Source organism: Marinomonas sp. NPDC078689 (assembly GCF_044542435.1).
GTDB lineage: Bacteria > Pseudomonadota > Gammaproteobacteria > Pseudomonadales > Marinomonadaceae > Marinomonas > Marinomonas arenicola.
The window spans coordinates 62,997-85,955 of sequence record NZ_JBITUJ010000002.1 but is presented as its reverse complement, the minus strand read 5'-3'; the positions used below and the strand labels follow the sequence as shown (position 1 = coordinate 85,955).

Here is a 22,959-nt window from a genome sequence, read left to right as displayed (position 1 = left end):
TAGGCGCATGAGGTTGTTATTTCTTGGCTGGATATTATTCCATTAAACCTAATTTTCTCTCTTCTGTTTCTCTCAAGAAGCGAAACAGTTTTTTTCTGTTGCTGGTGTTACCTTGCTGAGACACTTCTTTTTGAGATAGACGAATCAGCTGTCGTAATTGCTGTATGTCTTCTACTTCTGGGTGTTCGCGTAAATAATCAGCCAGCGCTTCTTTGCTGTTTTCTCCAATCAAGATATCGCGTTTTAGCTCTAATTGATGGAAGAGTTTGTTGTAAGCGGCAGAGGTTGTATCAAACAGGGCAACACGACGAGCAATGGCTTCATGATCTTCTGTGCGCATGACTTTGCCAATGTATTGCAGGTGTCTTCTCATGGCTTCGCGCTGTTTAATTCGATCCGCTTCGGCCAGTGCATCTCGTAGGGTCTCAGACATATCAACTTTCTTTTGCTGATTTTTGCTGAGGCCTAATAATTTCTTGCCCAACTCTTGGAGTTCTTCCATTTCACGCTTGATCTGCGTTTTGCTTTTAAAGTTTTCTTCGTCGTCATCAAATTGATCAAAGTTTGTCATGGGAACCTATACTAAAAAAAGAGTGGCGAGACCAAGGAAGGCTAAGAAGCCAACAACATCGGTCACAGTTGTCAAAATCACACTGGCGGCTAATGCAGGGTCAATACCTAGCTTCTTCAGGAAAATAGGTAATAGCGTGCCAGTGAGGGCGGCAAACAAGAGATTTATGATTGTCGCGCTTGCAATGATATAGGCAATCTTTATGTTGTCAAACCAAAGTGCGGTTAAAGCGGCAATAACCGTTGCCCAAAGTATGCCATTTAGCAAACCGACGATCAATTCGCGGTTTAAAAGCCATCTTGTGTTGGTGGCACCGATTTGATTTAAGGCGATACCACGAATAACCAAGGTAAGTACCTGAGAGCCTGCTATGCCGCCCATGCTGGCAACGATGGGCATTAAAATGGCCAGCGCGACCACTTGATCAAGTGTGTGCTGGAATAGCCCAATCACATAGGAAGCAATGAAGGCGGTAATTAGGTTGATGCCTAGCCAAACGGCGCGTCGTCTGGTGGTTTTTAAGATGGGGGAGAAGGTGTCTTCATCATCGTCTAGGCCTGCCATGCTGAGCATGGAGTGCTCCGCTTCATCGCGGATAACATCGACCACGTCATCAATGGTGATGCGGCCTAATAATTTTCTGGTTTTGCTGTCAATAACCGGTGCCGAGACCAGATCCATTTTTTCAAACAGTTGTGCCACTTCGCTGGCAGGCGTTTCTGCGTCTATCACTGTGTTGTCGGTTTCCATGATGTCGCGCACGGTGGCGTTCACATCGGCTACCAAGAGTTTGGTGAGAGGCAGCGAGCCAAGCAGTCGATCAGAGCGACTAACAACCAGTAGGTTATCCGTCATGTCTGGAAGTTTGTTGTGGCGACGAAGGTAGCGGAAAACGATGTCTACTGTGATGTTCGGACGTATGGTAATGGTGTCCGTATTCATCAAGCCGCCAGCAGAGTCTTCTGAGTAGCTCAGTAGGGCTTCTACTCGTAACCTGTCTTGGCTTGACATGGAAGCCAGTACTTCTTTTACAACGGTTTCTGGAAGGTGTTGTAAAAGGTCGGCAAGGTCATCGCTTTCAAAGTGTTCGGAAACGGCTACGAGACGCTCAGTATTCATGTTGCGCATGAATTGAACGCCAATGTCTTCGCTTAGGTATTGAAGAACATCCCCTTCATTTTTGGAATCGATTAGGTCCCAAAGTAATTTACGTTCTTTTGGTGGGGAAGATTCCAGTAAACGGGCAACATCTTGAGCAGGTAGTGCACCGTTAAGGAGATAACGGATCTGCATGGTGGCACCGGACTCAAGGGAGTCGGTGACCGTTTGAAGGTGGGCTAAGGTGGTTTGTTCTGGCATGGCGATCCTTACTCGTCTTCGCCGAAGCGATCATTGATCAAGGTGATAACCGCTTTGATGGCTTCCTCTTCATCTTCCCCGTTGGTTTTAATTTTGATCTCTGTGCCTTTGCCAGCCGCCAACATCATCATTGCCATGATGCTTTTACCATCAACGTTGCGGCCATCTTTTTCAATGGTGATGTCAGAAGAGAAACGAGACGTTGTTTCTACCAGTTTGCCAGCTGCGCGCGCATGAAGGCCAAGTTTGTTAATGATGGTGATAGACTCTTCCAACATACTCTTTCCTTTATAGTAATGAATCTAGTGCAATAAAGAGGGCGTCATTTGTTTCGGCCTCTCTTAATGTGTTTAACACTTTTTCTGATTGTGCCAGTTCAGCAATTTCCGCCAGCGTGGATAAGTGTGCGTCACATTCTTGTGGTGGCACAATTAACGCAAAAACTAAATCGATTGGTTTTCTGTCGACCGCATCAAAGTCAATGGCAGATTGCAGCGACAAAATAACGACAGCGGTGTGATTGGCGCTTTCTAGGCGACAATGAGGAATGGCAATGCCATTACCAATGCCGGTGCTGCCTAGCTTTTCGCGTCCAAGTAAAGCTTCGTAGATTGCTTCTTTGTCACAATGGAGACGATTTGCAGCCACATCGGCAACGCTTTCAAGAATGCGTTTTTTGCTCACAACGTCTTGTTTTGCAAAGACAAGGTCTGCTTTTATTAATGATTTTAATGGCATAAGAAGTAGTTGTCCGTATTAAATCAATCGTTTTCGTTCATTAGAAGGAGGAATGTTCATTGCCTCACGGTACTTTGCAACAGTTCGTCGTGCTACTTGTATGCCTTGGTCCGCTAAAATAGTGGCTAGCTTGTTGTCACTCAAGGGCTTTTTGGCGGGTTCTTCTACCACCAATTTTTTGATCATGGCTCTGATTGCTGTCGAAGAGCATTCGCCACCAGAAGCGGTATTAACGTGGCTTGAGAAGAAGTACTTCAGCTCGAAAATACCTTTTGGTGTGTGCATGTACTTTTGTGTCGTCACACGCGAAATGGTGGACTCGTGCATGCCGACTTCTTCCGCGACATCGTGAAGTACCATGGGTTTCATGGCTTCTTCACCAAGTTCAAAGAAGTCGATTTGGCGATTTACGATACAGCTGGCCACTTTGAGTAGGGTCTCGTTGCGGCTTTGTAGGCTTTTCATAAACCACTTGGCTTCTTGCAAGGAGTTTTTGATGTAGGTGACGTCTTCTGAGGTGGAGGCTGTTGCGGCCATCGCAGAATAAGTTTCGTTGATCTTGACGGGCGGTAACGCGTCGTTATTTAGCTCAACTTGCCAAACCCCATTGCACTTTTTGACAGAGACATCTGGAATAACATAATCCGTATCATCGGCATCAATAATAGAGCCTGGTCGTGGGTTGAGTTGTTGAATCAGATCGACCACTTCCTTCAATGACTCTTCTTTGAGCTTTGTTTTGCGACTTAATTGAGCAAAATCACGGTTGCCTAGTAAAGCCAGATGGTTATCGACTAGGTTGTAGGTACTCTTATAAAGAGGGTGGTCGCGAAAGGCTTCTAATTGCACTAATAGGCAATCGCGTAAGTCGGTTGAACAGGCGCCAGCAGGATCAAAGCGTTGTAGTCTGTGTTGCACTGCCATGACTTCGTCGAGCTCAAGATCTTCAAGTTCGCTGGTTAGCGATTCCCAAATATCTTCAGGCGTAATACTGAGATAGCCGTCTGATTGCACGCATTCAATGATGGCGTAAGCGATTTCAATGTCGCGATCTGACATGTGCGTTAGGTTAAGTTGCCAGATCAAGTGATCTTGAATGCTTTCAGCAGGGGCGTTGCGACTTTCGTAGTCACTGTCGCCTTCATAATTATTGCTGGAGCCGACGCTTGCTGCGGCAGAATTTTGGTAAGTATCGTCCCAATTGCTGTCAATGGAGAGCTCTGCTGGAATACTGTCGGTCCACTCGGACTCAACGCGGGCTTCTTCACTGGCGTTCGCCTCGGTTTTTTTACTGGCTGCCTCTTCCTGTTCTCTCGTTGGCGCTTCTGAATGGGAAAAATCTTCATCATCAATTTCTAAAAGCGGATTGGATTCTAGAAACTCATGGATTTCCTGTTTCAGGTCTAACGTAGAAAGCTGCAGCAACCGAATGGCTTGTTGCAGCTGGGGAGTCATGGTCAGTTGTTGACCGATTTTTAATTGCAGAGACTGCTTCATAAAGAAACACTTCTAATAAGAGGAAATTGGAACGAGTTATGCATACTACTCCCTTTCGGCTGCAAAGATAAGAGGCTATAGACGGAAGTCGTCCCCTAAATAAACCTTTTTTACTTGCTCATTGTTGATCACGGTATCAGCATCACCTGAGGCGATTATTTTCCCATTGCCTACGATATAGGCTTTGTCGCAAATGTCTAATGTTTCGCGTACGTTGTGATCGGTAATCAAAACACCAATGCCGCTTTCTTGCAGGTGTTTTATGATCAGTTTAATGTCGCCAACCGAGATGGGGTCAACCCCAGCAAAAGGTTCATCCAATAGGATGAACTTGGGGTTCATGGCAAGCGCACGCGCTATTTCCACGCGACGACGTTCGCCGCCAGAGAGTGCCATGCCTAAGTTGCTGCGAATGTGGGTGACATGAAACTCGTTTAACAGGCCTTCTAGTCTTTCTTTCTTTTGTTCTTTTGACAGCTCTTTGCGCGTTTCTAAAATGGCGTAAATATTGTCTTCAACGGACATTTTTCTAAAAATAGAGGCTTCTTGTGGTAAGTAGCCAATGCCTTTTTGCGCCCGCGTATGCATGGCGTTTTTGGTGATGTCTTGCCCGTCGATGAAGATGCCGCCGGCGTCATTCGCGACCATGCCAACTATCATATAGAAGCAGGTCGTTTTGCCTGCGCCATTTGGGCCGAGCAAGCCAACGGCTTGACCGGATTCTACAGAAAGAGAGACGTCTTTAACGACTTGTCTTTTTTTGTAGCTCTTCGCCAGGTTTTTTGCTTCTAAAAGGGCCATCTATTTCTTTTTGCCTTCTTTTTCGTTGTCTGCTGGTTGTAATGTCATAGATACGCGCCCTGTGCCTTTTTTCTGGGCGTTAAAGGTGCCGGTGTCTATGTGGTAGAGGATGTAATCGGCGGTGATCTTGTCGTCCATCTTGTTGAGGTAGCCATTGCCAAAGATTTCCAATTTTGACGTGGTGACTTGATAGTCTATTTTATCCCCTCGACTGATCATCATATTGCCGCTCCAGTCGATTTGCTGACTGAATTTTGCCGGTCCGCCTGTGGCAACCAGTTTGCTGAATTTACGAGTTTTAGGGTCGGTTGTGACCTTCAGGTATTGAGCTTGTATCTCAATGGTTCCCTGTTTCACAAAGACATCGCCCTTGTAGGTCGCTTCACCTGTTTTTTGGTCTAAAAAGGCTTCGTTCGACTGTATTGTTAGTGGCTGACTTAAGTCATCAGGCAGAGCAAGGACTTGTTGGCTAATGATTAAGCTGGCCAAGAGTGCGCTGAAATTAATGAGTTGTTTCATACTGTCCTCGTACGGATCCTGTCATGACGACTTCTTCTGAATTAATGTAAGTAACGATGGTTTTTGCCGTTGTCTTGCCTTGTGTCGAATGCAAGGTGGCGTGACCGCTGCTTGTTAATGACTGATTACTGTCTAAATAATGAATGTTGTCGGCGTTAAGAATGATGTCGGGTGAATCTACAGACTGCTTAACGGCAACAGCGTCATCGGTTAACAGGATATCATGACTGCCATCCTCTATTATTCCTTTTTTTCCTTTGGCATGCCAGAGCCCAGCGTTTTGGTGTCGTCTTACGGTGGGATTGTCTAGTAAAGTGCGAGAGTTTTGACTGTAATGTAGCGCCTGTGTGGCGGTCAGTGTTTCTTGCAGCATGCCAGTTTCATCGTATTCTTTTGCGTTGATATTGGTGATGAAATAGTCCGGTGTGCTGCTGAGCTTTTCAGTCGGCACAAGTGAGCGAGTGAGTGGTGTGTCGGTAAAGAAAACACCACAAACCAGTGCAATAACAGCGGCGCCAATGAGGATGTTTTTGGCGTTTAACTGAATCATTATGCGGCACTTCCTGTACTAACAAGAATTAAATAAAGAGCGTAAGCCCCCACGAGAGGGAAGCCTACCCAGCGAGGGATGCTGACGTGTTTGGATTTGCTAAAGAGAAAGATAAGCAAAGACAAAGCAAGGGTTAAGCCTAATACCCAGTAATAATCTCGGCCAGAGGCATTGGCATCGATCATGCCTGGGGCAATTAAGCCAGGCAGCGGCAGTACTGTAGCTAGGTTGAAAATATTGGAACCGATGATGTTGCCGATCGCTATGTCGTGTAAGCCTTTACGGACACTGCTAATGGAGGCCGCCAATTCTGGCAGGCTGGTGCCAACTGCAACTATGGTTAGCCCGATGACTAGCTCGCTAACGCCGAGCCCTTTCGCGATGCCGATTGCGCCCCAAACCAAGAGTTTTGAGCTGCCGATGAGGACGGCCAAGCCGATCAAGGCGATGATCAGTGACTTCCCAGTAGAGGTGCCGTCATCGCTGGGTAATTCGTCCTTTAATTGTTCTTCTAGGTTTTTGCTGCCGCGCAATAAAATAAACAACATAATCGCAAACGCAACCAGCAAAATAATGCCATCGTAAAAGCTTAAATAGTGGTCATGTAAAAGCCAGCCAGCGAGTAAGGTGATGGCGATGACCAAGGGGACTTCTTTGGTGGCAAGTCCCTTCGCGATTGGGATGGCGGAAAAGAGTAATGTGACACCAAAAACGAGGGCAATGTTGGCGATGTTTGAGCCAAGCACATTACCAATGGCAATTTCTGGTGCGTTATCAAGAGCGGCAATGCCAGACACCACCATTTCAGGGGCTGAAGTGCCAAAAGCCACTAAGGTCACACCAATGACCATTGGGTTAACGTTCAGTTTTTCAGCAACAAGTGCAGCGTGTTCGATGAATTTATCGGAACTAACGATTAGCAGGATCAAACCCACAATAAGAGCAGCGGAAAACAGCAGCATAGCCTTGAATTTACTCGTAAATTAAATGAGCCCCCATTTAATGAGGTTTACGGGTTAAATTCAAGACTTGATCTTTGAAACAATTTCGAATCTGTCTGCGTCAAGATTCTCTTTGTGAAAGGCGGATGATACTATCCGGCGATACTTTAATAAGGACTAGAAGGTGAATCAGTGCTAGATGTGTATATAAAAGTGCAGAATCTTCGCTTCTCTAGAGGAAATAGGATGATCTATGACGATGTATCCTTAACGATTCCTAGGGGAAAAATCACGGCTGTGATGGGGCCAAGTGGAACAGGTAAAACCACCCTGTTGCGACTTATTGCCGCTCAACTGTCTCCGGATAGTGGAAATATCATGGTGGATGGCCAAGATGTGCACACATTGTCACGCTCCGCTTTATATAAGGTGCGAGAGAAAATAGGCATGCTGTTCCAAAGTGGCGCTTTGTTTAGTGATATGACGGTGTTTGAAAACGTGGCGTTTCCGCTGGAAGAGCACACGCAACTTAGTGCTGTTGAAATAAAGAAAATCGTACTGGAAAAACTGCATAGTGTGGGCTTGCGCGGTGCCGCTTACTTGAGGCCTTCTGAACTTTCTGGAGGGATGGCAAGAAGGGTGGCTTTGGCGCGGGCCATTGCGCTTGACCCTGAGTTGGTGATGTTTGACGAGCCGTTTGCAGGGCAAGACCCTATTTCAAAAGGTGTTTTGGTTGAGCTGATTCGTAAGTTAAATGATGCCACCGGCATTACGTCTGTATTGGTGTCTCATGATGTGGAAGAGTCTTTGTCGATTGCAGATCATGTTTGTATTTTAGCGGGTGGCTTTGTCATTGCCGAAGGGTCGCCGGACGAAATTCGAGCGTCAGATAACGCGCAAGTGAAGCAGTTTTTGCATGGCGAGCCAGATGGGCCTGTGCCATTTCATTATCCTGAGGACCTTGGTTCTGATCAAGGGGTGTCGCAATGAAAGGTTTGATTTCTCTAGGAGCTTGGCTCTTTGATTGGCTAGAAGCGATAGGGCGAGCGGGTATTTTTCTGTTCCAAAGTATCTTTCGTCTTCCTGTGCGATTTGGTGAGGCGGTCAATCTATTAGTGCGCCAGCTTTACTCAGTGGGTGTGTTGTCGCTCGTTATTATTATTGTGTCCGGCACGTTTATTGGCATGGTGCTGTCCCTTCAGGGTTACAGTATTTTGGCCAAGTTTGGCTCTGAGGATTCGGTTGGGCAGTTGCTTGCCTTGTCTTTGTTAAGGGAGTTGGGTCCGGTTGTGACTGCGCTTTTATTTGCTGGGCGCGCTGGCTCTTCGTTGACAGCAGAAATTGGTCTAATGAAAGCCACCGAGCAATTGTCTAGCTATGAAATGATGGGGGTCGATCCATTACGACGCGTTATTGCCCCACGTTTTATTGCGGGTGTGGTGTGTCTTCCTTTGCTGAGCATGGTGTTTTCCGCTGCGGGTATTATTGGTGGTTTGTTGGTGTCTGTTGGTTGGCTGGGCGTGAGTGACGGGTCTTTTTGGTCGCTGATGCAGCAGTCTGTTTATTTTGATACGGACATAGTAAATGGTTTGATAAAGGCGTTGGTGTTTGCAGTGGCCATTACATGGATTGCTGTTTATCAGGGCTATGAGTGTGTTCCGACATCGGAAGGCATTGGTAAAGCGACGACGAGAACGGTCGTGTTGGGCTCATTGGCCGTTTTGGCATTGGATTTTGTGTTAACCGCTGCGATGTTTGGAGATTTTTAGGATGAGAAGTAAGCGCGCTGAATTATTAGTTGGGTGTTTTATTGTGTTGGGCTTGGCGGCGTTTGTGTACCTTGCCGTGCAAGTGAGTGGTTTGGGGTTTGCGAGTAAGAAAGATACTTATCAAGTAGTCGCTCGGTTTGATGATATTGGTGGTTTGAGCGATCGCGCTAAAGTCACCATTGCGGGCGTTACTGTGGGCAGTGTTGACTCAATCACTTACGACAAAAATCTATACATGGCCAAAGTCACCATGAATATTGAGTCCGATGTGCATAATATTCCTGATGACAGTTCGATAGCCATTTTAACCAGTGGTCTATTGGGCGAAAAGTACTTGGGCATTTCTATCGGTGCTGATGATAAAATGCTGAAAAATGGCGATGAAATTCACGATACGCAATCCGCGCTTGTATTAGAGAATCTGATTAGTCAGTTCCTATTTAATAAGACAAGTGGTTCTGATAAATAAAGGTAACAAGTATGTCGAGAGTAATGAAAGTAATAATGATGGTGGGGGCGTTGATTTCCTCTTCTGTTTGGGCGGGGCAAGAAGCGGCTCGTGATACTGTGATAGGGGTGGTTGATTCGTTCCGAACAGACATTATTGCAGACAAAGCAGAGTTGGCGAATAACGCGCCACTGTTGGCTCAGAGAATCGATAAGATTTTAACACCAGTCATTGATTTTGATGATTTTTCTAAAAAAGTAATGGGGAAATACTACCGCAGAGCGACCCCTGATCAGCGTGTGCGTTTTGCGACGGTAACCAAGGATACCTTGTTGAAAACCTACGGTGGCTCTTTGTTGGAGTTGGAACCTGACAAAATCAAGGTGTTGCCATTGGGACCACAGCGTGAAGGCCGTGAAGTGAAGGTCGATGTGGATTTTCAAATGGGCGATGGCAGTCCGCTGAATCTTAGTTTCTTTATGGAAGATTATGGCAATGACAGTTGGAAGCTAAGCAACGTAGTGATTAACAATATCAACTTCGGGCTGACTTTTAGAAAACAATTTTCTGTCATGATGCAGCAAAATCATAATAAAATTGATGCCGCGATCGACGCTTGGAAACAGTCTTTAGAGAAAAAGTCTTAAGCCATTATTGGGTTTGAAGTACAGAAATCCGAAGCCGATTTATCCGCTTCGGATTTTTTTTGCCAGAATTGTGGCAAACAAGAGGCGTGAATAACAAAACAGACATTTTTTTTACGGTGAGTTGAGTGAATGGGTGTTAAGAAGTTGACTCGACTAAGGTAGAATAATGAAATCTATGAATATTTAATATTGGAGCGATTGTGAACGCGAGTGAAGTGAAAGCACTTTTAGAATCTACTATCAATGATTGCAAGGTTACTGCCGAAGGTGAAGGCTGTAATTTTCGAATCGTTGTTGTTTCTTCCGAGTTTGAAGGAATGTCTACTGTTAAAAGGCAGCAACTGGTTTATTCACATCTTCAAGACGCGATTTCCAGCGGGGCGATTCATGCCGTCACAATGAAAACCTACACCCCAGAACAATTCAGCACGCTATAAAAAATTAGAAGAGACGAAACATATGGATAAGCTACTGATTACCGGTGGTACAAGACTTCAGGGTGTTGTGCGTGCTTCAGGAGCAAAAAATGCGGCGCTGCCTATTTTAGCAGCGACCTTGCTCACGAAAGAGTTAATTACGATTAAAAACTTACCTCATCTTCATGATATTACCACCATGCTAGAGCTGCTTGGCTCAATGGGTTGTGGCGTCGTGGTGGATGAGAAAATGAGTGTTCAATTGGATGTGTCTACATTGAATAACTCAGAGGCGCCTTACGATTTGGTGAAAACCATGCGCGCTTCCATTCTAGTGCTAGGCCCATTAGTGAGCCATTTTGGTAAAGCGACTGTGTCTTTGCCTGGTGGTTGTGCCATTGGTAGTCGTCCTGTTGATTTGCATCTGCGCGGCCTTGAAGCGATGGGCGCGACTATTTCTGTTGAGGGTGGTGATATTGTTGCCAGTGTTGATGGTCGCCTTAAAGGGGCGCGCATCTTCTTTGACAAGGTAACGGTTACGGGCACAGAAAATTTATTGATGGCTGCAACGCTTGCTGAAGGTCAAACCGTACTTGAAAATGCGGCCAAAGAGCCTGAAGTGGTTGACCTTGCAAAATGCTTGATTGCGATGGGTGCCAAAATTGAAGGTCATGGTACCGATACAATTACCATTGAAGGTGTCGAGGAACTTCATGGTACCTCTTATCCTGTGATGCCTGATCGTATTGAAACCGGTACTTTCTTGGTGGCAGCGGCGATTACTGGCGGCAAAGTTAAAGTTATTGATACCGACGTTAAATCATTAGAAGCAGTGCTGGCGAAGCTTGAAGAAGCGGGCGCCAAAGTGACTTGTGGTGAAGATTGGATTGAAGTGGACATGGAAGGCCGTCGTCCTACTGCTGTCAACATCAGTACCGCGCCTTACCCCGCTTTCCCAACCGATATGCAAGCGCAATTTGTTGCTCTGAACTCGGTGGCAACAGGGGTTGGTCGAGTGATTGAAAACATTTTCGAAAACCGTTTTATGCACGTTGATGAAATGTTGCGCATGGGCGCTGACATTGAAGTGAATGGTAATACGGCGATTGTACGTGGTTGTGAATCTTTGAAAGGTGCGCCTGTGATGGCAACGGACCTTCGTGCATCGGCAAGCTTGGTGCTTTCAGCATTGGTGGCTGATGGTGACACTAAAATCGATCGTATTTACCACATTGACCGTGGTTATGAGTGTATCGAAGAAAAATTCGGTGCGTTAGGTGCGAAAATTTCACGGGTATTAAACTAGCATGAGTAACACATTAACAATTGCGCTTTCAAAAGGGCGTATTTTAGGTGAAACATTACCTCTGCTTGAAAAAGCCAATATTATTCCGGCGGAAGACATTCATAAAAGTCGTAAGCTGATTTTTGATACTAACCATGAACACATAAAGCTAGTGATTTTGCGAGCGACGGATGTACCGACCTACGTAGAGCATGGTGTGGCTGACTTTGGTGTGGCTGGTAAAGACGTATTAATGGAAGCGACCACAAAAAACCTATACGAATTGGTGGATCTGAAAATCGCAAAATGTCGATTGATGACCGCGGGCGTGGTTGGGGCTGATCTTCCTAAGCGTCGCTTGAAAGTGGCGTCTAAGTTCACCAAAACGGCGAAAGCCTATTTTGCGGATCAGGGTATCCAAGCCGATGTCATCAAGCTGTACGGTGCGATGGAATTGGCGCCTATCATGGGATTGGCAGATTTGATCGTGGATATCGTGGATACTGGCAATACGCTAAAAGCGAATGGCTTAGAGCCAAGAGAATTTATTGCAGACATTAGTACGCGTTTGGTTGTGAACAAGGCGGCTTACAAAACTAAATATGCTCAAATTGAGCCCATCATCGAAATGTTGCGTGGGGCTGTCGAAGAGAACGAGGGCAAATAGTTGAAATTAAATATTAGAGAGTTTTCGACAGAGTCAGAAGGGTTCTTAGCAGAACTTGAGACTTTGCTTGCTTGGGACTCCGTGTCGGATGTTGCTGTGCAAGAAAGTGTTGCAAACATAGTGACTCAGGTGCGCAAAAGAGGCGATGAAGCGGTTATTGAGTTTACCAATCGCTTTGATCGTCGCGAGATTAAATCGGCAACGGAGTTAGAAATCTCACGAGAAGAGATGGCGCAAGCCAAATTAAGAGTGAGTGATGAGCTGGTGGCGAGTCTTGAAGCGGCTGCTCAGCGTGTGCATGACTATCATGAACGCCAAAAGCAGCCTTCTTGGCAGTATCAAGAAGCAGACGGCACTGTGCTTGGTCAGAAGGTTACGCCTTTGGATCGTGTGGGTGTGTATGTTCCTGGTGGTAAAGCCGCGTACCCGTCTTCGGTATTGATGAATGTTATGCCGGCTAAAGTCGCGGGCGTGGGTGAAATCATTATGGTGGTTCCTACTCCTGATGGTGTGGTGAACGATATTGTGTTGGCGGCGGCTTACATTGCAGGCGTAGATCGCGTGTTTACCATTGGTGGTGCGCAAGCGGTCGCGGCGTTGGCTTATGGTACGGACACTGTGCCTAAGGTCGATAAGATCGTAGGGCCTGGTAATATCTTTGTGGCAACGGCGAAGCGCATGGTGTTTGGTGCGGTTGGTATCGACATGATTGCAGGGCCATCGGAAATTCTAGTGGTTTGCGATGGTAAGACGGATCCGGATTGGATTGCGATGGATTTATTCTCGCAAGCTGAGCACGATGAAGATGCACAGTCTATTTTGATTACGCCAGATAAAGCATTCATTCAAGACGTTAAAGCCTCTATGGAGCGATTGATTGAAGCGCAGAGTCGCCAAGCGATCATTAAAGTCTCTTTAGAAAATCGTGGGGCTTTCATCCATGTAAAAGACCTGGATGAGGCAATGGACATTGCCAATGTGGTGGCGGCAGAGCACCTTGAATTGTCGATTGATGAACCTGAGAAATGGTCTGAAAAAATTCGCCATGCGGGTGCCATTTTTATGGGGCGTCATACGCCAGAAGCATTGGGTGATTATTGTGCTGGGCCTAACCACGTGTTACCGACATCGGGCACTGCGCGCTTCTCCTCTCCGCTGGGTGTTTATGATTTTCAAAAGCGCAGCTCCTTGATTAATTGTTCGCCACAAGGTGCCAGTGATCTGGCAAAAATAGCGTCTCCTCTGGCGCGTGGTGAGTCGTTAGAAGCGCACGCTATGTCGGCAGAGTATCGTATTTTGGCCGATGTGGATGCGTCTGCAGTAAAGTCATCGGAGGTAAAAGGTGAGTAAGAAGTCGTCTTCTCACCCTAAGGCTTTGTACCAATTGCGGAAGATTACTAGGGTTTCGGCCTTAGTGATCTTGGCGGTTGTTGTGCTTGGCTTTTTTCTGCCGACCGATTATCGAGTAGAGCGCAGCATTATTGTTAATAAGCCGCACGATGTGGTTGTTAATGCCTTGTTGGGTGGAGATTCGTTACCTGATTGGATGTTTATTAGTGGTGGTCAAGTGAACCTGCATAAGGGTTTTTTTCAGCAGGGTGATGAAGTGGGGATTTCCTACCATGATTCAGCAGACAAAGGCAGTTTGACCTTTACTACGGTTACCACAAACACCATTGCGTTTGATGTTAAGCCTAAAGCGGGTGTGGATCTTGTTCATAACACGATTTACGTGAGCGGCGATGACACCACAACGAATGTTGATTGGGAAATTGAAGGGCAGTTAAGAACGGGCTTTTTGAGTCCTTACTTGGCCTTTTTTGCAAATAAAATCGCGGGGCGTAATTTTGAAATTAGCCTGCAGCGTTTAAAAGAAAAAGTGGAATTAGCTCAATAATCAATGCTTTGCATGGTCGGTTGAGTTTCTAGTTTTATGTTGGCTTGGTACGATTGTCTTCCTCTGTATCCCAGTAGTGAGATGGTCGTTCCGGGTTTCATTGAAGCAATTAAATTTCGTGTTTTAAATGGGTTGTCACTCGTCGCATTGTTGATTTTGACTATGATGTCCCCGATCTGAATGCCTGCTTTGTCGGCAGGGCTTTCCTTGGTTATCTCGCTAACAATTAATCCGTGATCTACCGGCAAAGCTAAGCTTTTAGCCAGTGTAGAGGTGATTTTTTTCGCATCCATTCCCAAATAGGCGCGCACAACGCGACCGCGTTTTATCAAATCGCGCATCACTTGAACCGCATCATCAACTGGTGTGGCAAAGCCAATTCCTTGAGAACCGCCGCTGCTAGAGTAGATGGCCGAGCTGATGCCGATAAGCTCACCTTGTAGGTTGATCAGGGCGCCACCGGAGTTGCCTGGGTTAATGGCGGCATCGGTCTGGATAAAGTTTTCATAGGTGTTAAGGCCAATGCTGTTTCGTCCTTTGGCACTGATGATGCCAGAGGTGACCGTTTGGCCTATGCCAAAGGGGTTGCCGATGGCGAGTGTTTTATCGCCCACGGAAACTAAGCTGCTTCTGCCGAGCTTGATGGGCGTCAGATTGGGTACGGTTATTTTTAATACGGCAAGATCTGTCGATGGGTCTGAGCCAATCAGTTTCGCTTCAATTTGACGATCATCATGTAGGCCAACCACAATGCGTTGAGCGTTTTGAATGACGTGGTGGTTGGTGAGAATAAAGCCATCTGCAGAGACAATAACACCCGAACCTAAATTGATGGTTTGAGGGTGTGTAGGGTTGTTGAGTGGGTTGTCTTGCAGTGGGGTGTTTTTGGGTGAAACTTGAGTGTAAATGTTGACGACAGAGGGTGCTGCTTTTTCAACTGGGGCTGCGTAACTGTTTTCTGCCACTTTCTTTTTTTCTTGAATGAGTAAGGTTGCAAGCCCTATACAAGTGCCGAGAAGAATGGCGATAATAAGTGGTGTCCACTGATTTTTCTGATTCATAGATAGAGGTTGTTTTGCTGCGAAATGAATTTAAACGGTTATTAGATAGTACGTTGAGTCCGCACAGATTTAAAGATTATGCGCCCAATGGTCTTCAGGTGGAAGGGAAAAGTAACATTGAGCGTGTGGTGACGGGAGTGACGGCTTGTCAGGCGCTGATTGATGCGGCGGTTGCGCACGGTGCGGATGCGATTTTTGTTCATCACGGCTATTTCTGGAAAAACGAAGCGCCCGAAATTACCGGTATGAAGTACCGTCGTTTATCTGCTTTGATCAAAAACGATATTAACTTGTTTGGCTACCATTTGCCGCTGGATGCTCATCCTGTTTATGGCAACAATGCGGGGTTGGCTGACGCGTTAGGGTTGCAGGGCGAGCGTCGTTCATTGCAAGCGGGTCTGCCGTTGGAAGAGGCGATTGGGGTTGTCGGTGAGCTGGCTCAAGCGATGACAACGCAAGCCTTTAAGGCGTTGGTGGAAAAGGCGGTTGGTCGAGACGTTTTGCTTGAGGCTGTGTCTAGCAAAGAGATTAAGACGGTAGCGCTGTGTACTGGTGGTGCGCAAGGCTATATCGAGCAGGCTTATTTGGCGGGTGCGGATGTGTTTATCACCGGCGAAGTGTCTGAACAAACGATCCACATAGCGCGCGAGTTAGGCATACATTTTGTGGCAGCGGGGCATCATGCGACGGAACGTTTTGGCGCGCAGGCAATAGCGACCTTGTTGCAAGAAGAATACGGAATGGATGCGATATTCATTGATATCGATAACCCAGCCTAGGGTTGCCTGAAAAGAAAGTAAAAAAAAGAGGCTTAATCATGAGCCTCTTTTTAGTGGGATAGAGAGTAGTGTGTTAGATTGCTCTGGTGGGTTCGAGAGACTCTGGTTTGTTCTTCAGTCCAAAATCTTCACTCAGCATGCCTTGCTCAGCGTCGTTTTTAAGAGCGTAATCACGAGGCGGTTCAGTGATGTCCTCTTCTGCTGCTACAGGCGTGCTTTGAGGGTTGATCGAAACCGGTATGTCGATATGGCTTAACTGGCTAGCACCAGAAGATAGATTTTTTCTCAACTCTGCTAGACGTTTTTCAGCCGTTAATAAATGTTCATTACTGTCTGAGAAGAAATTGTCGATAATGACTTGTTTCTTATCCAGTTCTTGTTGCAGGGACTTGATAGTAATGGCATTCGAGCTAGAGGAAGATTCTTTCTCCGTGCTTTTCGAGGTAATGCTTCTTAATACAAGGGCAATGGCGAAGCCGACAATGGCGCCAGTAACAAAAACAATAATGTTGAATTCTTCCAAGTTCATAATGTGCTCCCAAAAATCAGAGGCTATTATAGCCGAAATCCTCTCCACGATAACACCTTGCTAGGTGTTGTTTAAGTATCTATTTGATAGAATACGCTTTATTAATTTAATTGTGACGAAAGAGCAACGATGACGCCTATTACTCGATATAAACAGGATTTAGAAAAAGAAGATTTTCATTACGACCCAGCGCAAGAAGAAGCAGTAGAAGCACTTCAGGACTTGTTTGATCGATTGGTAGCGAAGCAAAATCAGGTGCCTTCTGGTGGGTTGTTTGGTCTTTTTCGTAAGAAGAAAGAGATTGAAGTAGAAACAGGTTTGTACTTCTGGGGCGGAGTAGGGCGCGGTAAAACCTATTTAATGGATACTTTTTTTGAGTGTCTACCGACTGAGAAGAAAATGCGTTTGCACTTTCACCGCTTTATGCAAATGGTGCATCAGGAGATGCGTAAGCTAGAGCACGTTAAGAATCCATTGGAAATAGTGGGCAAGCAAATCTCTGAAAAGGCGCAAGTCTTGTGTTTTGATGAGTTTTTTGTGACGGACATTACCGATGCGATGATTTTGGCCGGTCTGCTGGAAGTGCTGTTCAAAAATGGCACCACCTTGGTGGCCACGTCCAATATTGAGCCAGATGGCTTGTATAAAAACGGTTTGCAGCGTGCGCGCTTCTTGCCTGCGATTGACCTGGTTAATAAGCACACCAAGGTGTTGAATGTTGACGGTGGCGTTGATTATCGTTTGAGAACCTTGAAGCAGGCTCAGCTTTACCATTACCCGCTGACGGCTGAATCTGATGATGTGCTGGCGGCTCGCTTTATGAGTTTGATTTCAGATGCCTCGCACATTGAAGAGAACGGCGCTGTGGAGATCGAAGGGCGTCAAATTCCTTTCGTGAAAAGTTGTGAAACAATGGCGTGGTTTGACGTGAAGGCCTTATGTGACGGGCCTCGAAGTCAGGTGGACTACATCGAAATCGCTAAGTTGTACACGACCGTCTTGATCGCCAATTTGCCTCAGATGGACGCCAGTCGAGATGATTTGGCGCGCCGTTTTATTAACCTCATCGATGAGTTTTACGACCGTCATGTGAAGGTGATTATTACTGCGGACGTTGCGATTCCAGACATCTATACTGGTACGCGTTTGGCGTTTGAGTACGATCGTACCGTGAGCCGTTTGCTGGAAATGCAATCTGAAGACTATTTATCACTAGAACATCGCCCATAAAAGTGCTTTACGGCTTTATTCTTTAGGCGTGCTGTTATATACTCCGCACGCCTTTTTAGAAGGTAAGTGTACGTTATTAAAAATCGAAAGTGCTTTAATAACCAATAATAATAGGTATAGCGTGTCATTGAACACGCGTATTGAAAGGGTTTTTTGATGAAAACTTTTACAGCTAAACCTGCTGAAGTACGCCGCGACTGGTTCGTGGTTGATGCTGAAGGCAAAACTCTAGGCCGTTTGGCTACCGAAATTGCTCGCCGTTTACGCGGTAAGCATAAAGCTGAATACACTCCGCACGTTGACACTGGTGATTACATCGTTGTTATCAATGCTGAGAAAGTTCACGTTTCTGGTAACAAAGCAGCTGCGAAACAATACTACCGCCACACTGGTTACCCAGGCGGCTTGCGTTCTATGAATTTCGAGAAGTTGATTGATCACGCTCCTGAGCGCGTTCTTGAAATCGCCGTAAAAGGTATGTTGCCAAAAGGTCCTTTGGGCCGCGCAATGCACAAGAAAATGAAAGTGTACGCTGGTACTGAGCATCCACATGCTGCTCAACAGCCTCAAGCCCTTAACATTTAATACGGAAGATCATTATGTCAGCTACTCAATACTACGGTACAGGTCGTCGTAAAACGTCTACCGCTCGTGTGTTCCTTAAAGCCGGTACTGGTAACCTAGTTATCAACAACCGCTCGCTTGCTCAGTACTTCGGTCGTGAAACGGCTCAAATGGTTGTTCGTCAGCCTCTTGAACTTGTTGACGCTACTGAAAAATTTGACGTTTACATCACTGTTAAAGGTGGTGGTATTTCTGGTCAAGCTGGTGCAATCCGCCATGGTATCACTCGCGCATTGATGCAATACGACGAAACACTACGCCGCACTCTACGTTCTGCCGGTTTCGTTACTCGTGACTCTCGTGAAGTTGAACGTAAAAAAGTGGGTCTACGCAAAGCACGTCGTCGTCCTCAGTTCTCAAAACGTTAATTTTCGTTTTCAGATTATCAAAACGCTTGGTGTGTTTGCACCAGGCGTTTTTTTTATTCTAAATTTATCAAAAAGAGAAATGAGAAGGCGTAGAGTTAAGCGCATTTATTGAATAGAATGTGATTAACTCTGTGAGCTTTTGACTGAAAAAAACGATTAAAAAGCCGCTTTTAATGGCCTGTTATAAGAGTAAGTAAACGGACTGCTTAGCATGTGGTCGGTTTCTCGCTTAGGATGGAGTAGTGCGCTGGTGGCAAATGAAGTGAATAAAGGGCGTCGTCAGTTTCTAATTGGCTCGACCTGTACGCTAGGTGCCCTGGGTGCTGTTGGCGTTGCAACGCCGTTTGTGGCGGCTTGGCAACCCAGTCGCCAGAGTCGCGCCGCTGGGGCGCCGCTTCAAGTGGATATTAGCAAGCTAGAGTTAGGGCAGCAGATGACCGTTGAATGGCAAGGGCAGCCCGTCTGGGTCGTGAAGCGAACCCCGCAGAATCTCACTGATTTAGCCAGTTTAACCGCTCAGCTGGTGGACCCCTCTTCGCAAAAAGATCAACAACCTAGCTATGCGCAAAATACCTATCGTTCGATCAAGCCTGAAATATCCGTATTGATAGGTATTTGTACGCACCTAGGGTGCTCACCAACGTATCGCCCTGACCGCGCCGCTAAAAATTTGGATGCATCGTGGAAGGGCGGCTTTGTTTGTCCATGTCATGGCTCTCGTTTTGATTTGGCGGGAAGGGCGTACAAGCATTATCCTGCGCAAGCGAATTTAATAGTGCCGCCTTATTTTTATAAAACCGACACGGTGATTGAAATTGGCGTTAGCCGTGAGGTTAAGGCCTAATGGCGGTATTGCGTGGTGTGGTGGATTGGTTAGACGAGCGCTTTCCTATTAAGTCTTTGTATAAGAAGCATTTCACCGAATATCATGTGCCTAAAAACCTCAATCTTATGTATGTGTTTGGGGTGCTGGCTCTCGTCTTGATGGCGAATCAGTTGCTCACTGGGATTTGGTTGGCCATGAGTTATGAGCCTTCACCTGAGAAGGCGTTTGCATCGATCCAATATATTATGCGTGACCTGCCTTATGGCTGGTTGATTCGCTACCTGCATACCACGGGCGCCTCAGCGCTGTTTATTGTGTTGTATTTTCATGTTTTGCGCAGCTTGTTGTATGGCTCTTATCAAAAACCGAGAGAGCTTGTTTGGTTGTTCGGGATGACTTTATATTTTGTCATCATGATCGAGGGTTTTCTGGGGTATTTGTTGCCATGGGGGCAAATGTCTTATTGGGGCGCGCAAGTGATTACCTCTATTTTTGGCAGTATTCCTGTGGTGGGCACGAGTTTGCAAGAGTGGGTCAGAGGGGATTATTTTGTCTCTGGCGTAACGCTAAAGCGTTTTTATGCTTTGCATGTGATTGCCTTTCCGTTGTTGCTTTTGTTGTTGGTTTTTTTGCACCTTTCCATGTTGCGACACGTGGGGTCCAATAACCCTGCGGGCATAGACATTAAGAAGCACCGAGACCAAAACGGCGTTCCTTTGGATACGATTCCTTTTGCGCCGTACTTTGTAAGCAAAGAGGTTTTGGCCATCGGTGTGTTCTTGTTTTTGTTTTGTATTGTGGTGTTCTTTTTTCCGACTATGGGCGGTTACTTTTTAGAGAAGGCCAATTTGGAGCCTGCCAATCGGCTGCAGACGCCTGAGCATATTGCTGCGCTCTGGTATTTCACTCCTTTTTACGCCATGTTGCGGGCAGTGACTTTTTCGTTGTTTGGTTTAGATGCCAAATTTTTAGGGGCCTTGGTTATGGTGTCTGCGGTGGTTGTGCCTTTTGCTTTGCCATGGCTGGACAAAAGCCCTGTGAAATCCATTCGTTATAAAGGTCGATTAAGTAAGCTTTTCTTGATGCTGTTTTGTCTCAGCTTTGTGCTCTTGGGTTTGGTTGGGAGTCTGCCTGTTAGCGCGCTTTCGACGGGCATCGCGCAGTTGTGTAGTGTGCTGTATTTTGCTTACTTCTTGTTAATGCCTTGGTATTCTCGCTATGAAACGACCTTGCCTGTTCCAGAAAGGGTGCAGTAAATGAAGCTTATCTGGCGACAAGTTATTTTAGCGTTGTGTTTCTTATTAAGTGTGCCTTTGGCGCTAGCAGAAACCGCGGCTTTGGATAAAATAACCCCTGATGCCGGTGACCTCCCGTCCTTACAGCGCGGTTTTGCTTTGTATTCAAACTATTGTTCCGGTTGTCATCAATTGCAATATGTACGATATAGTCGAGTCGCAGAAGATTTAACTATTCCTAAATCGTTATTTGCCGAAAATTTATTGCCGAAATATGCTAGAATAGGCGACCAAATTACATCAACAATGACAAAATCGGACGCTAAGGCTTGGTTTGGTGTTGTTCCGCCGGATTTATCGCTGGCCGCGAGTCGCCATAGTCCAGATTGGATTTATCGCTACTTGCAGGGATTTTATCAGGATAAAACGCGCCCTTTTGGTGTGAATAATAGTGTTTCTCCAGATTCCATGATGCCAAATGTGTTAGAACATTTGCAGGGGGAGAGACAGCTGCGCTGCGAGGAAGCAGCGAATGCCTTTAATGGCAAGTATTCATTATCGACTCTATTGAGTGATTCAAAATGTGGTATTGTTGATGGAATAAAAAAAGGTCAACTGACAGATCAAGAGTTTAAAAAAGTGGCGTATGATATCGCGAATTTTTTGGCTTACACTTCAGACCCTTCGCGGTCGGACAGGGAGTCTCTTGGATTGAAAGTGCTGCTTTTTATTGGTTTGTTTGTGCTTTTTGCTTATCTGCTAAAGCGAGAGTTTTGGCGGGATCTTGCATAAAATTATCGACTGGTCAGTGAGTCTTAACAAGACGAGTTGATTGGCCATTTTATTAGTTTGCCCTTTTGGGCTTGTGTTGTTTTTAAGATAGGGGTTATACATGGGTGTTATTGCTAAGCGCTCTTCAATGACGTTCTTCTCCGATGGCGAAGATCATTACAGTCATCGAGTACGTATCGTGCTGGCTGAAAAAGCCGTTACTGTTGACATCATTGATGTGGACCCATTCAATAAGCCAGATGAATTGGCTGATGTGAATCCATACAATGAATTGCCAGCCTTAGTAGATCGTGATTTGGTTCTTTATGAGCCAAACGTAATGATGGAATATTTAGATGAGCGTTTTCCTCATCCGCCTCTATTACCTGTTTACCCTGTTGCTCGTGCAGAAAGCCGTTTGTACATGTACCGCATTCAGCGTGACTGGGCGAAATTGGTTGATTTGATTCTTTCTAGTAAAGACAAAGAAGCAGTGGCGCAAGCACAAAAAGAATTGCGTGAAGGCTTAATCAGCGTATCACCAATTTTTGAAGAAAAACCTTACTTTATGAGTGATGAGTTTACGATTGTTGATTGTTGTCTTGCGCCTATCTTATGGCGTTTGCCTGCGTTGGGCGTAGACATTCCAAAAGACCAAGCGGCTTCACTGCATAAGTATATGGACTTGGTTTTCTCTCGTGAGTCATTCAAAGAGAGCCTATCTGAAGCAGAACAAGAAATGCGCCTAGACTAATTTGTCTGGTATTTGATGTGAAAAAGGAGCTTGTATGGCTCCTTTTTTGTACAAATTGTTTGCTGAACAACGAAAAGATAGTATCGGTTATGCACTGTTATGGCGCTGATCGAATTTGACGTAAAGTAAAATATCGAATATCGGTTTTGCCTTGTTTATAAAGGTGAGAACCATGGGAGTTGTAATGTTACCTAAAAGATCTTATTTGCTGAACGCGGCGTATCAGTGGGTGTCCGACAATGATATGACGCCTTACCTTTTGGTTGATGCAGACCACGAAGGTGCTGTAATACCAAGAGAGTTTGTGCAAGACGGTCAGATTGTATTGAATATCAGCATGTCTGCCGTGCGTCATTTGATTATGGACAAAGACGCGGTGTCTTTTGAAGCGCGCTTTAGTGGTAAGCCTATGCAGGTGTATGTTCCTATGAAGGCGGCCTTAGCCCTTTACGCCAAAGAAAATGGCGACGGTTTTGTGTTTCCTGACGAAGAGTTTCCAGAAGGGCCAACAGAGCCAACGCCACCGAAACCTGAAAAGAAAGCGTTCACATTAAAAGTGGTCAAATAGTCTGAATTCGCGACTAAACGCAGAAATAAGACAATGTCAGATAAAAGAAGAGCCTGCGCATGAAGTCGCTCCTGGTGGTTGGATAACCAACATGGGGCGCTTCACGTGA

Annotated in this window: 29 protein-coding genes; 18 read left to right on the top strand and 11 right to left on the bottom strand. The window is 45.8% G+C overall.

Annotated features, from left to right (window positions below):
• Positions 1-34: 34 nt before the first annotated feature.
• The 9 genes from yjgA to ACIGBN_RS03520 all read right to left on the bottom strand — a co-directional run bounded on the left by yjgA (position 35) and on the right by ACIGBN_RS03520 (position 6,997).
• Complete coding sequence (gene yjgA, locus ACIGBN_RS03560; RefSeq protein ID WP_133003246.1) at positions 35-571, bottom strand: ribosome biogenesis factor YjgA; 537 nt, start codon at positions 569-571, stop codon at positions 35-37.
• 6 nt (positions 572-577) lie between these two features.
• Positions 578-1,930 (bottom strand): magnesium transporter, encoded by a 1,353-nt coding sequence (gene mgtE / locus ACIGBN_RS03555; RefSeq protein ID WP_133003247.1) that lies wholly within the window; start codon positions 1,928-1,930, stop codon positions 578-580.
• Between the two features lie 8 nt (positions 1,931-1,938).
• The gene (locus ACIGBN_RS03550) at positions 1,939-2,208 is read right to left on the bottom strand and encodes an HPr family phosphocarrier protein (RefSeq protein WP_133003248.1); all 270 of its coding nucleotides are present in this window, start codon (positions 2,206-2,208) and stop codon (positions 1,939-1,941) included.
• A gap of 10 nt (positions 2,209-2,218) precedes the next feature.
• Positions 2,219-2,668, bottom strand: coding sequence for a PTS sugar transporter subunit IIA (locus ACIGBN_RS03545; protein WP_133003249.1), 450 nt, complete (start codon positions 2,666-2,668; stop codon positions 2,219-2,221).
• 18 nt (positions 2,669-2,686) lie between these two features.
• The gene (locus ACIGBN_RS03540; protein ID WP_396663681.1) at positions 2,687-4,165 is read right to left on the bottom strand and encodes an RNA polymerase factor sigma-54; all 1,479 of its coding nucleotides are present in this window, start codon (positions 4,163-4,165) and stop codon (positions 2,687-2,689) included.
• Positions 4,166-4,240: 75 nt separating this feature from the next.
• Positions 4,241-4,966, bottom strand: a complete 726-nt coding sequence (lptB, locus tag ACIGBN_RS03535) for an LPS export ABC transporter ATP-binding protein (protein ID WP_133003251.1) — start codon at positions 4,964-4,966, stop codon at positions 4,241-4,243.
• Complete coding sequence (gene lptA / locus ACIGBN_RS03530) at positions 4,967-5,485, bottom strand: lipopolysaccharide transport periplasmic protein LptA (protein ID WP_133003252.1); 519 nt, start codon at positions 5,483-5,485, stop codon at positions 4,967-4,969.
• The gene (gene lptC, locus ACIGBN_RS03525; RefSeq protein WP_133003253.1) at positions 5,469-6,035 is read right to left on the bottom strand and encodes an LPS export ABC transporter periplasmic protein LptC; all 567 of its coding nucleotides are present in this window, start codon (positions 6,033-6,035) and stop codon (positions 5,469-5,471) included. Before lptC ends, lptA begins: the two co-directional genes overlap by 17 nt.
• Positions 6,035-6,997 carry a calcium/sodium antiporter gene (locus ACIGBN_RS03520; protein WP_396663678.1) on the bottom strand — a complete coding sequence of 321 codons (963 nt, stop codon included), beginning with the start codon at positions 6,995-6,997 and terminating at the stop codon, positions 6,035-6,037. The genes lptC and ACIGBN_RS03520 overlap by 1 nt, the downstream gene beginning before the upstream one ends.
• A 225-nt stretch (positions 6,998-7,222) precedes the next feature.
• Here ACIGBN_RS03520 and ACIGBN_RS03515 point away from each other — a divergent pair, with 225 nt between their 5' ends.
• From ACIGBN_RS03515 to ACIGBN_RS03475, 9 genes are all read left to right on the top strand, one after another.
• Positions 7,223-7,966, top strand: a complete 744-nt coding sequence (locus tag ACIGBN_RS03515) for an ABC transporter ATP-binding protein (RefSeq protein WP_133003255.1) — start codon at positions 7,223-7,225, stop codon at positions 7,964-7,966.
• Entirely contained in the window at positions 7,963-8,745 is a 783-nt protein-coding gene (mlaE, locus tag ACIGBN_RS03510) for a lipid asymmetry maintenance ABC transporter permease subunit MlaE (protein ID WP_133003256.1), read from the top strand. The genes ACIGBN_RS03515 and mlaE overlap by 4 nt, the downstream gene beginning before the upstream one ends.
• Before the next feature lies 1 nt (position 8,746).
• Entirely contained in the window at positions 8,747-9,214 is a 468-nt protein-coding gene (gene mlaD / locus ACIGBN_RS03505; protein WP_133003257.1) for an outer membrane lipid asymmetry maintenance protein MlaD, read from the top strand.
• Positions 9,215-9,225: 11 nt separating this feature from the next.
• Entirely contained in the window at positions 9,226-9,840 is a 615-nt protein-coding gene (locus ACIGBN_RS03500) for a phospholipid-binding protein MlaC (protein ID WP_396663675.1), read from the top strand.
• Positions 9,841-10,040: 200 nt separating this feature from the next.
• Positions 10,041-10,277 (top strand): BolA family protein, encoded by a 237-nt coding sequence (locus ACIGBN_RS03495; RefSeq protein WP_133003259.1) that lies wholly within the window; start codon positions 10,041-10,043, stop codon positions 10,275-10,277.
• 22 nt (positions 10,278-10,299) lie between these two features.
• On the top strand, positions 10,300-11,562 hold the full coding sequence (gene murA / locus ACIGBN_RS03490) for a UDP-N-acetylglucosamine 1-carboxyvinyltransferase (protein ID WP_133003260.1): 1,263 nt from the start codon (positions 10,300-10,302) through the stop codon (positions 11,560-11,562).
• 1 nt (position 11,563) lies between these two features.
• Complete coding sequence (hisG, locus tag ACIGBN_RS03485) at positions 11,564-12,208, top strand: ATP phosphoribosyltransferase (protein WP_133003261.1); 645 nt, start codon at positions 11,564-11,566, stop codon at positions 12,206-12,208.
• Positions 12,209-13,558 carry a histidinol dehydrogenase gene (gene hisD, locus ACIGBN_RS03480; protein ID WP_396663672.1) on the top strand — a complete coding sequence of 450 codons (1,350 nt, stop codon included), beginning with the start codon at positions 12,209-12,211 and terminating at the stop codon, positions 13,556-13,558. It abuts the gene before it with no gap.
• Positions 13,551-14,105 carry a polyketide cyclase gene (locus ACIGBN_RS03475; RefSeq protein ID WP_396663670.1) on the top strand — a complete coding sequence of 185 codons (555 nt, stop codon included), beginning with the start codon at positions 13,551-13,553 and terminating at the stop codon, positions 14,103-14,105. Before hisD ends, ACIGBN_RS03475 begins: the two co-directional genes overlap by 8 nt.
• Here ACIGBN_RS03475 and ACIGBN_RS03470 read toward each other — a convergent pair.
• A complete protein-coding gene (locus tag ACIGBN_RS03470; RefSeq protein ID WP_133003264.1) occupies positions 14,099-15,166 on the bottom strand; it encodes a S1C family serine protease in 1,068 nt (355 codons plus the stop codon). The two genes, ACIGBN_RS03475 and ACIGBN_RS03470, sit on opposite strands and share 7 nt — an antisense overlap.
• A gap of 14 nt (positions 15,167-15,180) precedes the next feature.
• Here ACIGBN_RS03470 and ACIGBN_RS03465 point away from each other — a divergent pair, with 14 nt between their 5' ends.
• Positions 15,181-15,945 carry a Nif3-like dinuclear metal center hexameric protein gene (locus tag ACIGBN_RS03465; RefSeq protein ID WP_396663668.1) on the top strand — a complete coding sequence of 255 codons (765 nt, stop codon included), beginning with the start codon at positions 15,181-15,183 and terminating at the stop codon, positions 15,943-15,945.
• Positions 15,946-16,018: 73 nt separating this feature from the next.
• Here the strand turns inward: ACIGBN_RS03465 and ACIGBN_RS03460 are convergent, their stop codons facing one another.
• Positions 16,019-16,474 carry a ZapG family protein gene (locus ACIGBN_RS03460; RefSeq protein ID WP_133003266.1) on the bottom strand — a complete coding sequence of 152 codons (456 nt, stop codon included), beginning with the start codon at positions 16,472-16,474 and terminating at the stop codon, positions 16,019-16,021.
• 129 nt (positions 16,475-16,603) lie between these two features.
• Between ACIGBN_RS03460 and zapE the strand changes: the two genes are divergently transcribed.
• From zapE to ACIGBN_RS03420, 8 genes are all read left to right on the top strand, one after another.
• Complete coding sequence (gene zapE, locus ACIGBN_RS03455; RefSeq protein ID WP_396663666.1) at positions 16,604-17,704, top strand: cell division protein ZapE; 1,101 nt, start codon at positions 16,604-16,606, stop codon at positions 17,702-17,704.
• 156 nt (positions 17,705-17,860) lie between these two features.
• Complete coding sequence (gene rplM / locus ACIGBN_RS03450) at positions 17,861-18,289, top strand: 50S ribosomal protein L13 (RefSeq protein ID WP_115898655.1); 429 nt, start codon at positions 17,861-17,863, stop codon at positions 18,287-18,289.
• Positions 18,290-18,303: 14 nt separating this feature from the next.
• Positions 18,304-18,696, top strand: a complete 393-nt coding sequence (gene rpsI, locus ACIGBN_RS03445) for a 30S ribosomal protein S9 (protein ID WP_133003268.1) — start codon at positions 18,304-18,306, stop codon at positions 18,694-18,696.
• 211 nt (positions 18,697-18,907) lie between these two features.
• Complete coding sequence (petA, locus tag ACIGBN_RS03440; RefSeq protein WP_396663664.1) at positions 18,908-19,540, top strand: ubiquinol-cytochrome c reductase iron-sulfur subunit; 633 nt, start codon at positions 18,908-18,910, stop codon at positions 19,538-19,540.
• Complete coding sequence (locus ACIGBN_RS03435; RefSeq protein WP_396663662.1) at positions 19,540-20,778, top strand: cytochrome bc complex cytochrome b subunit; 1,239 nt, start codon at positions 19,540-19,542, stop codon at positions 20,776-20,778. Before petA ends, ACIGBN_RS03435 begins: the two co-directional genes overlap by 1 nt.
• Positions 20,779-21,549 carry a cytochrome c1 gene (locus ACIGBN_RS03430; RefSeq protein ID WP_396663660.1) on the top strand — a complete coding sequence of 257 codons (771 nt, stop codon included), beginning with the start codon at positions 20,779-20,781 and terminating at the stop codon, positions 21,547-21,549. It abuts the gene before it with no gap.
• A 100-nt stretch (positions 21,550-21,649) separates the two neighbouring features.
• The gene (locus ACIGBN_RS03425) at positions 21,650-22,282 is read left to right on the top strand and encodes a glutathione S-transferase N-terminal domain-containing protein (protein ID WP_133003270.1); all 633 of its coding nucleotides are present in this window, start codon (positions 21,650-21,652) and stop codon (positions 22,280-22,282) included.
• A gap of 184 nt (positions 22,283-22,466) precedes the next feature.
• Positions 22,467-22,850, top strand: a complete 384-nt coding sequence (locus tag ACIGBN_RS03420) for a ClpXP protease specificity-enhancing factor (protein ID WP_133003271.1) — start codon at positions 22,467-22,469, stop codon at positions 22,848-22,850.
• Positions 22,851-22,959 lie beyond the last annotated feature (109 nt).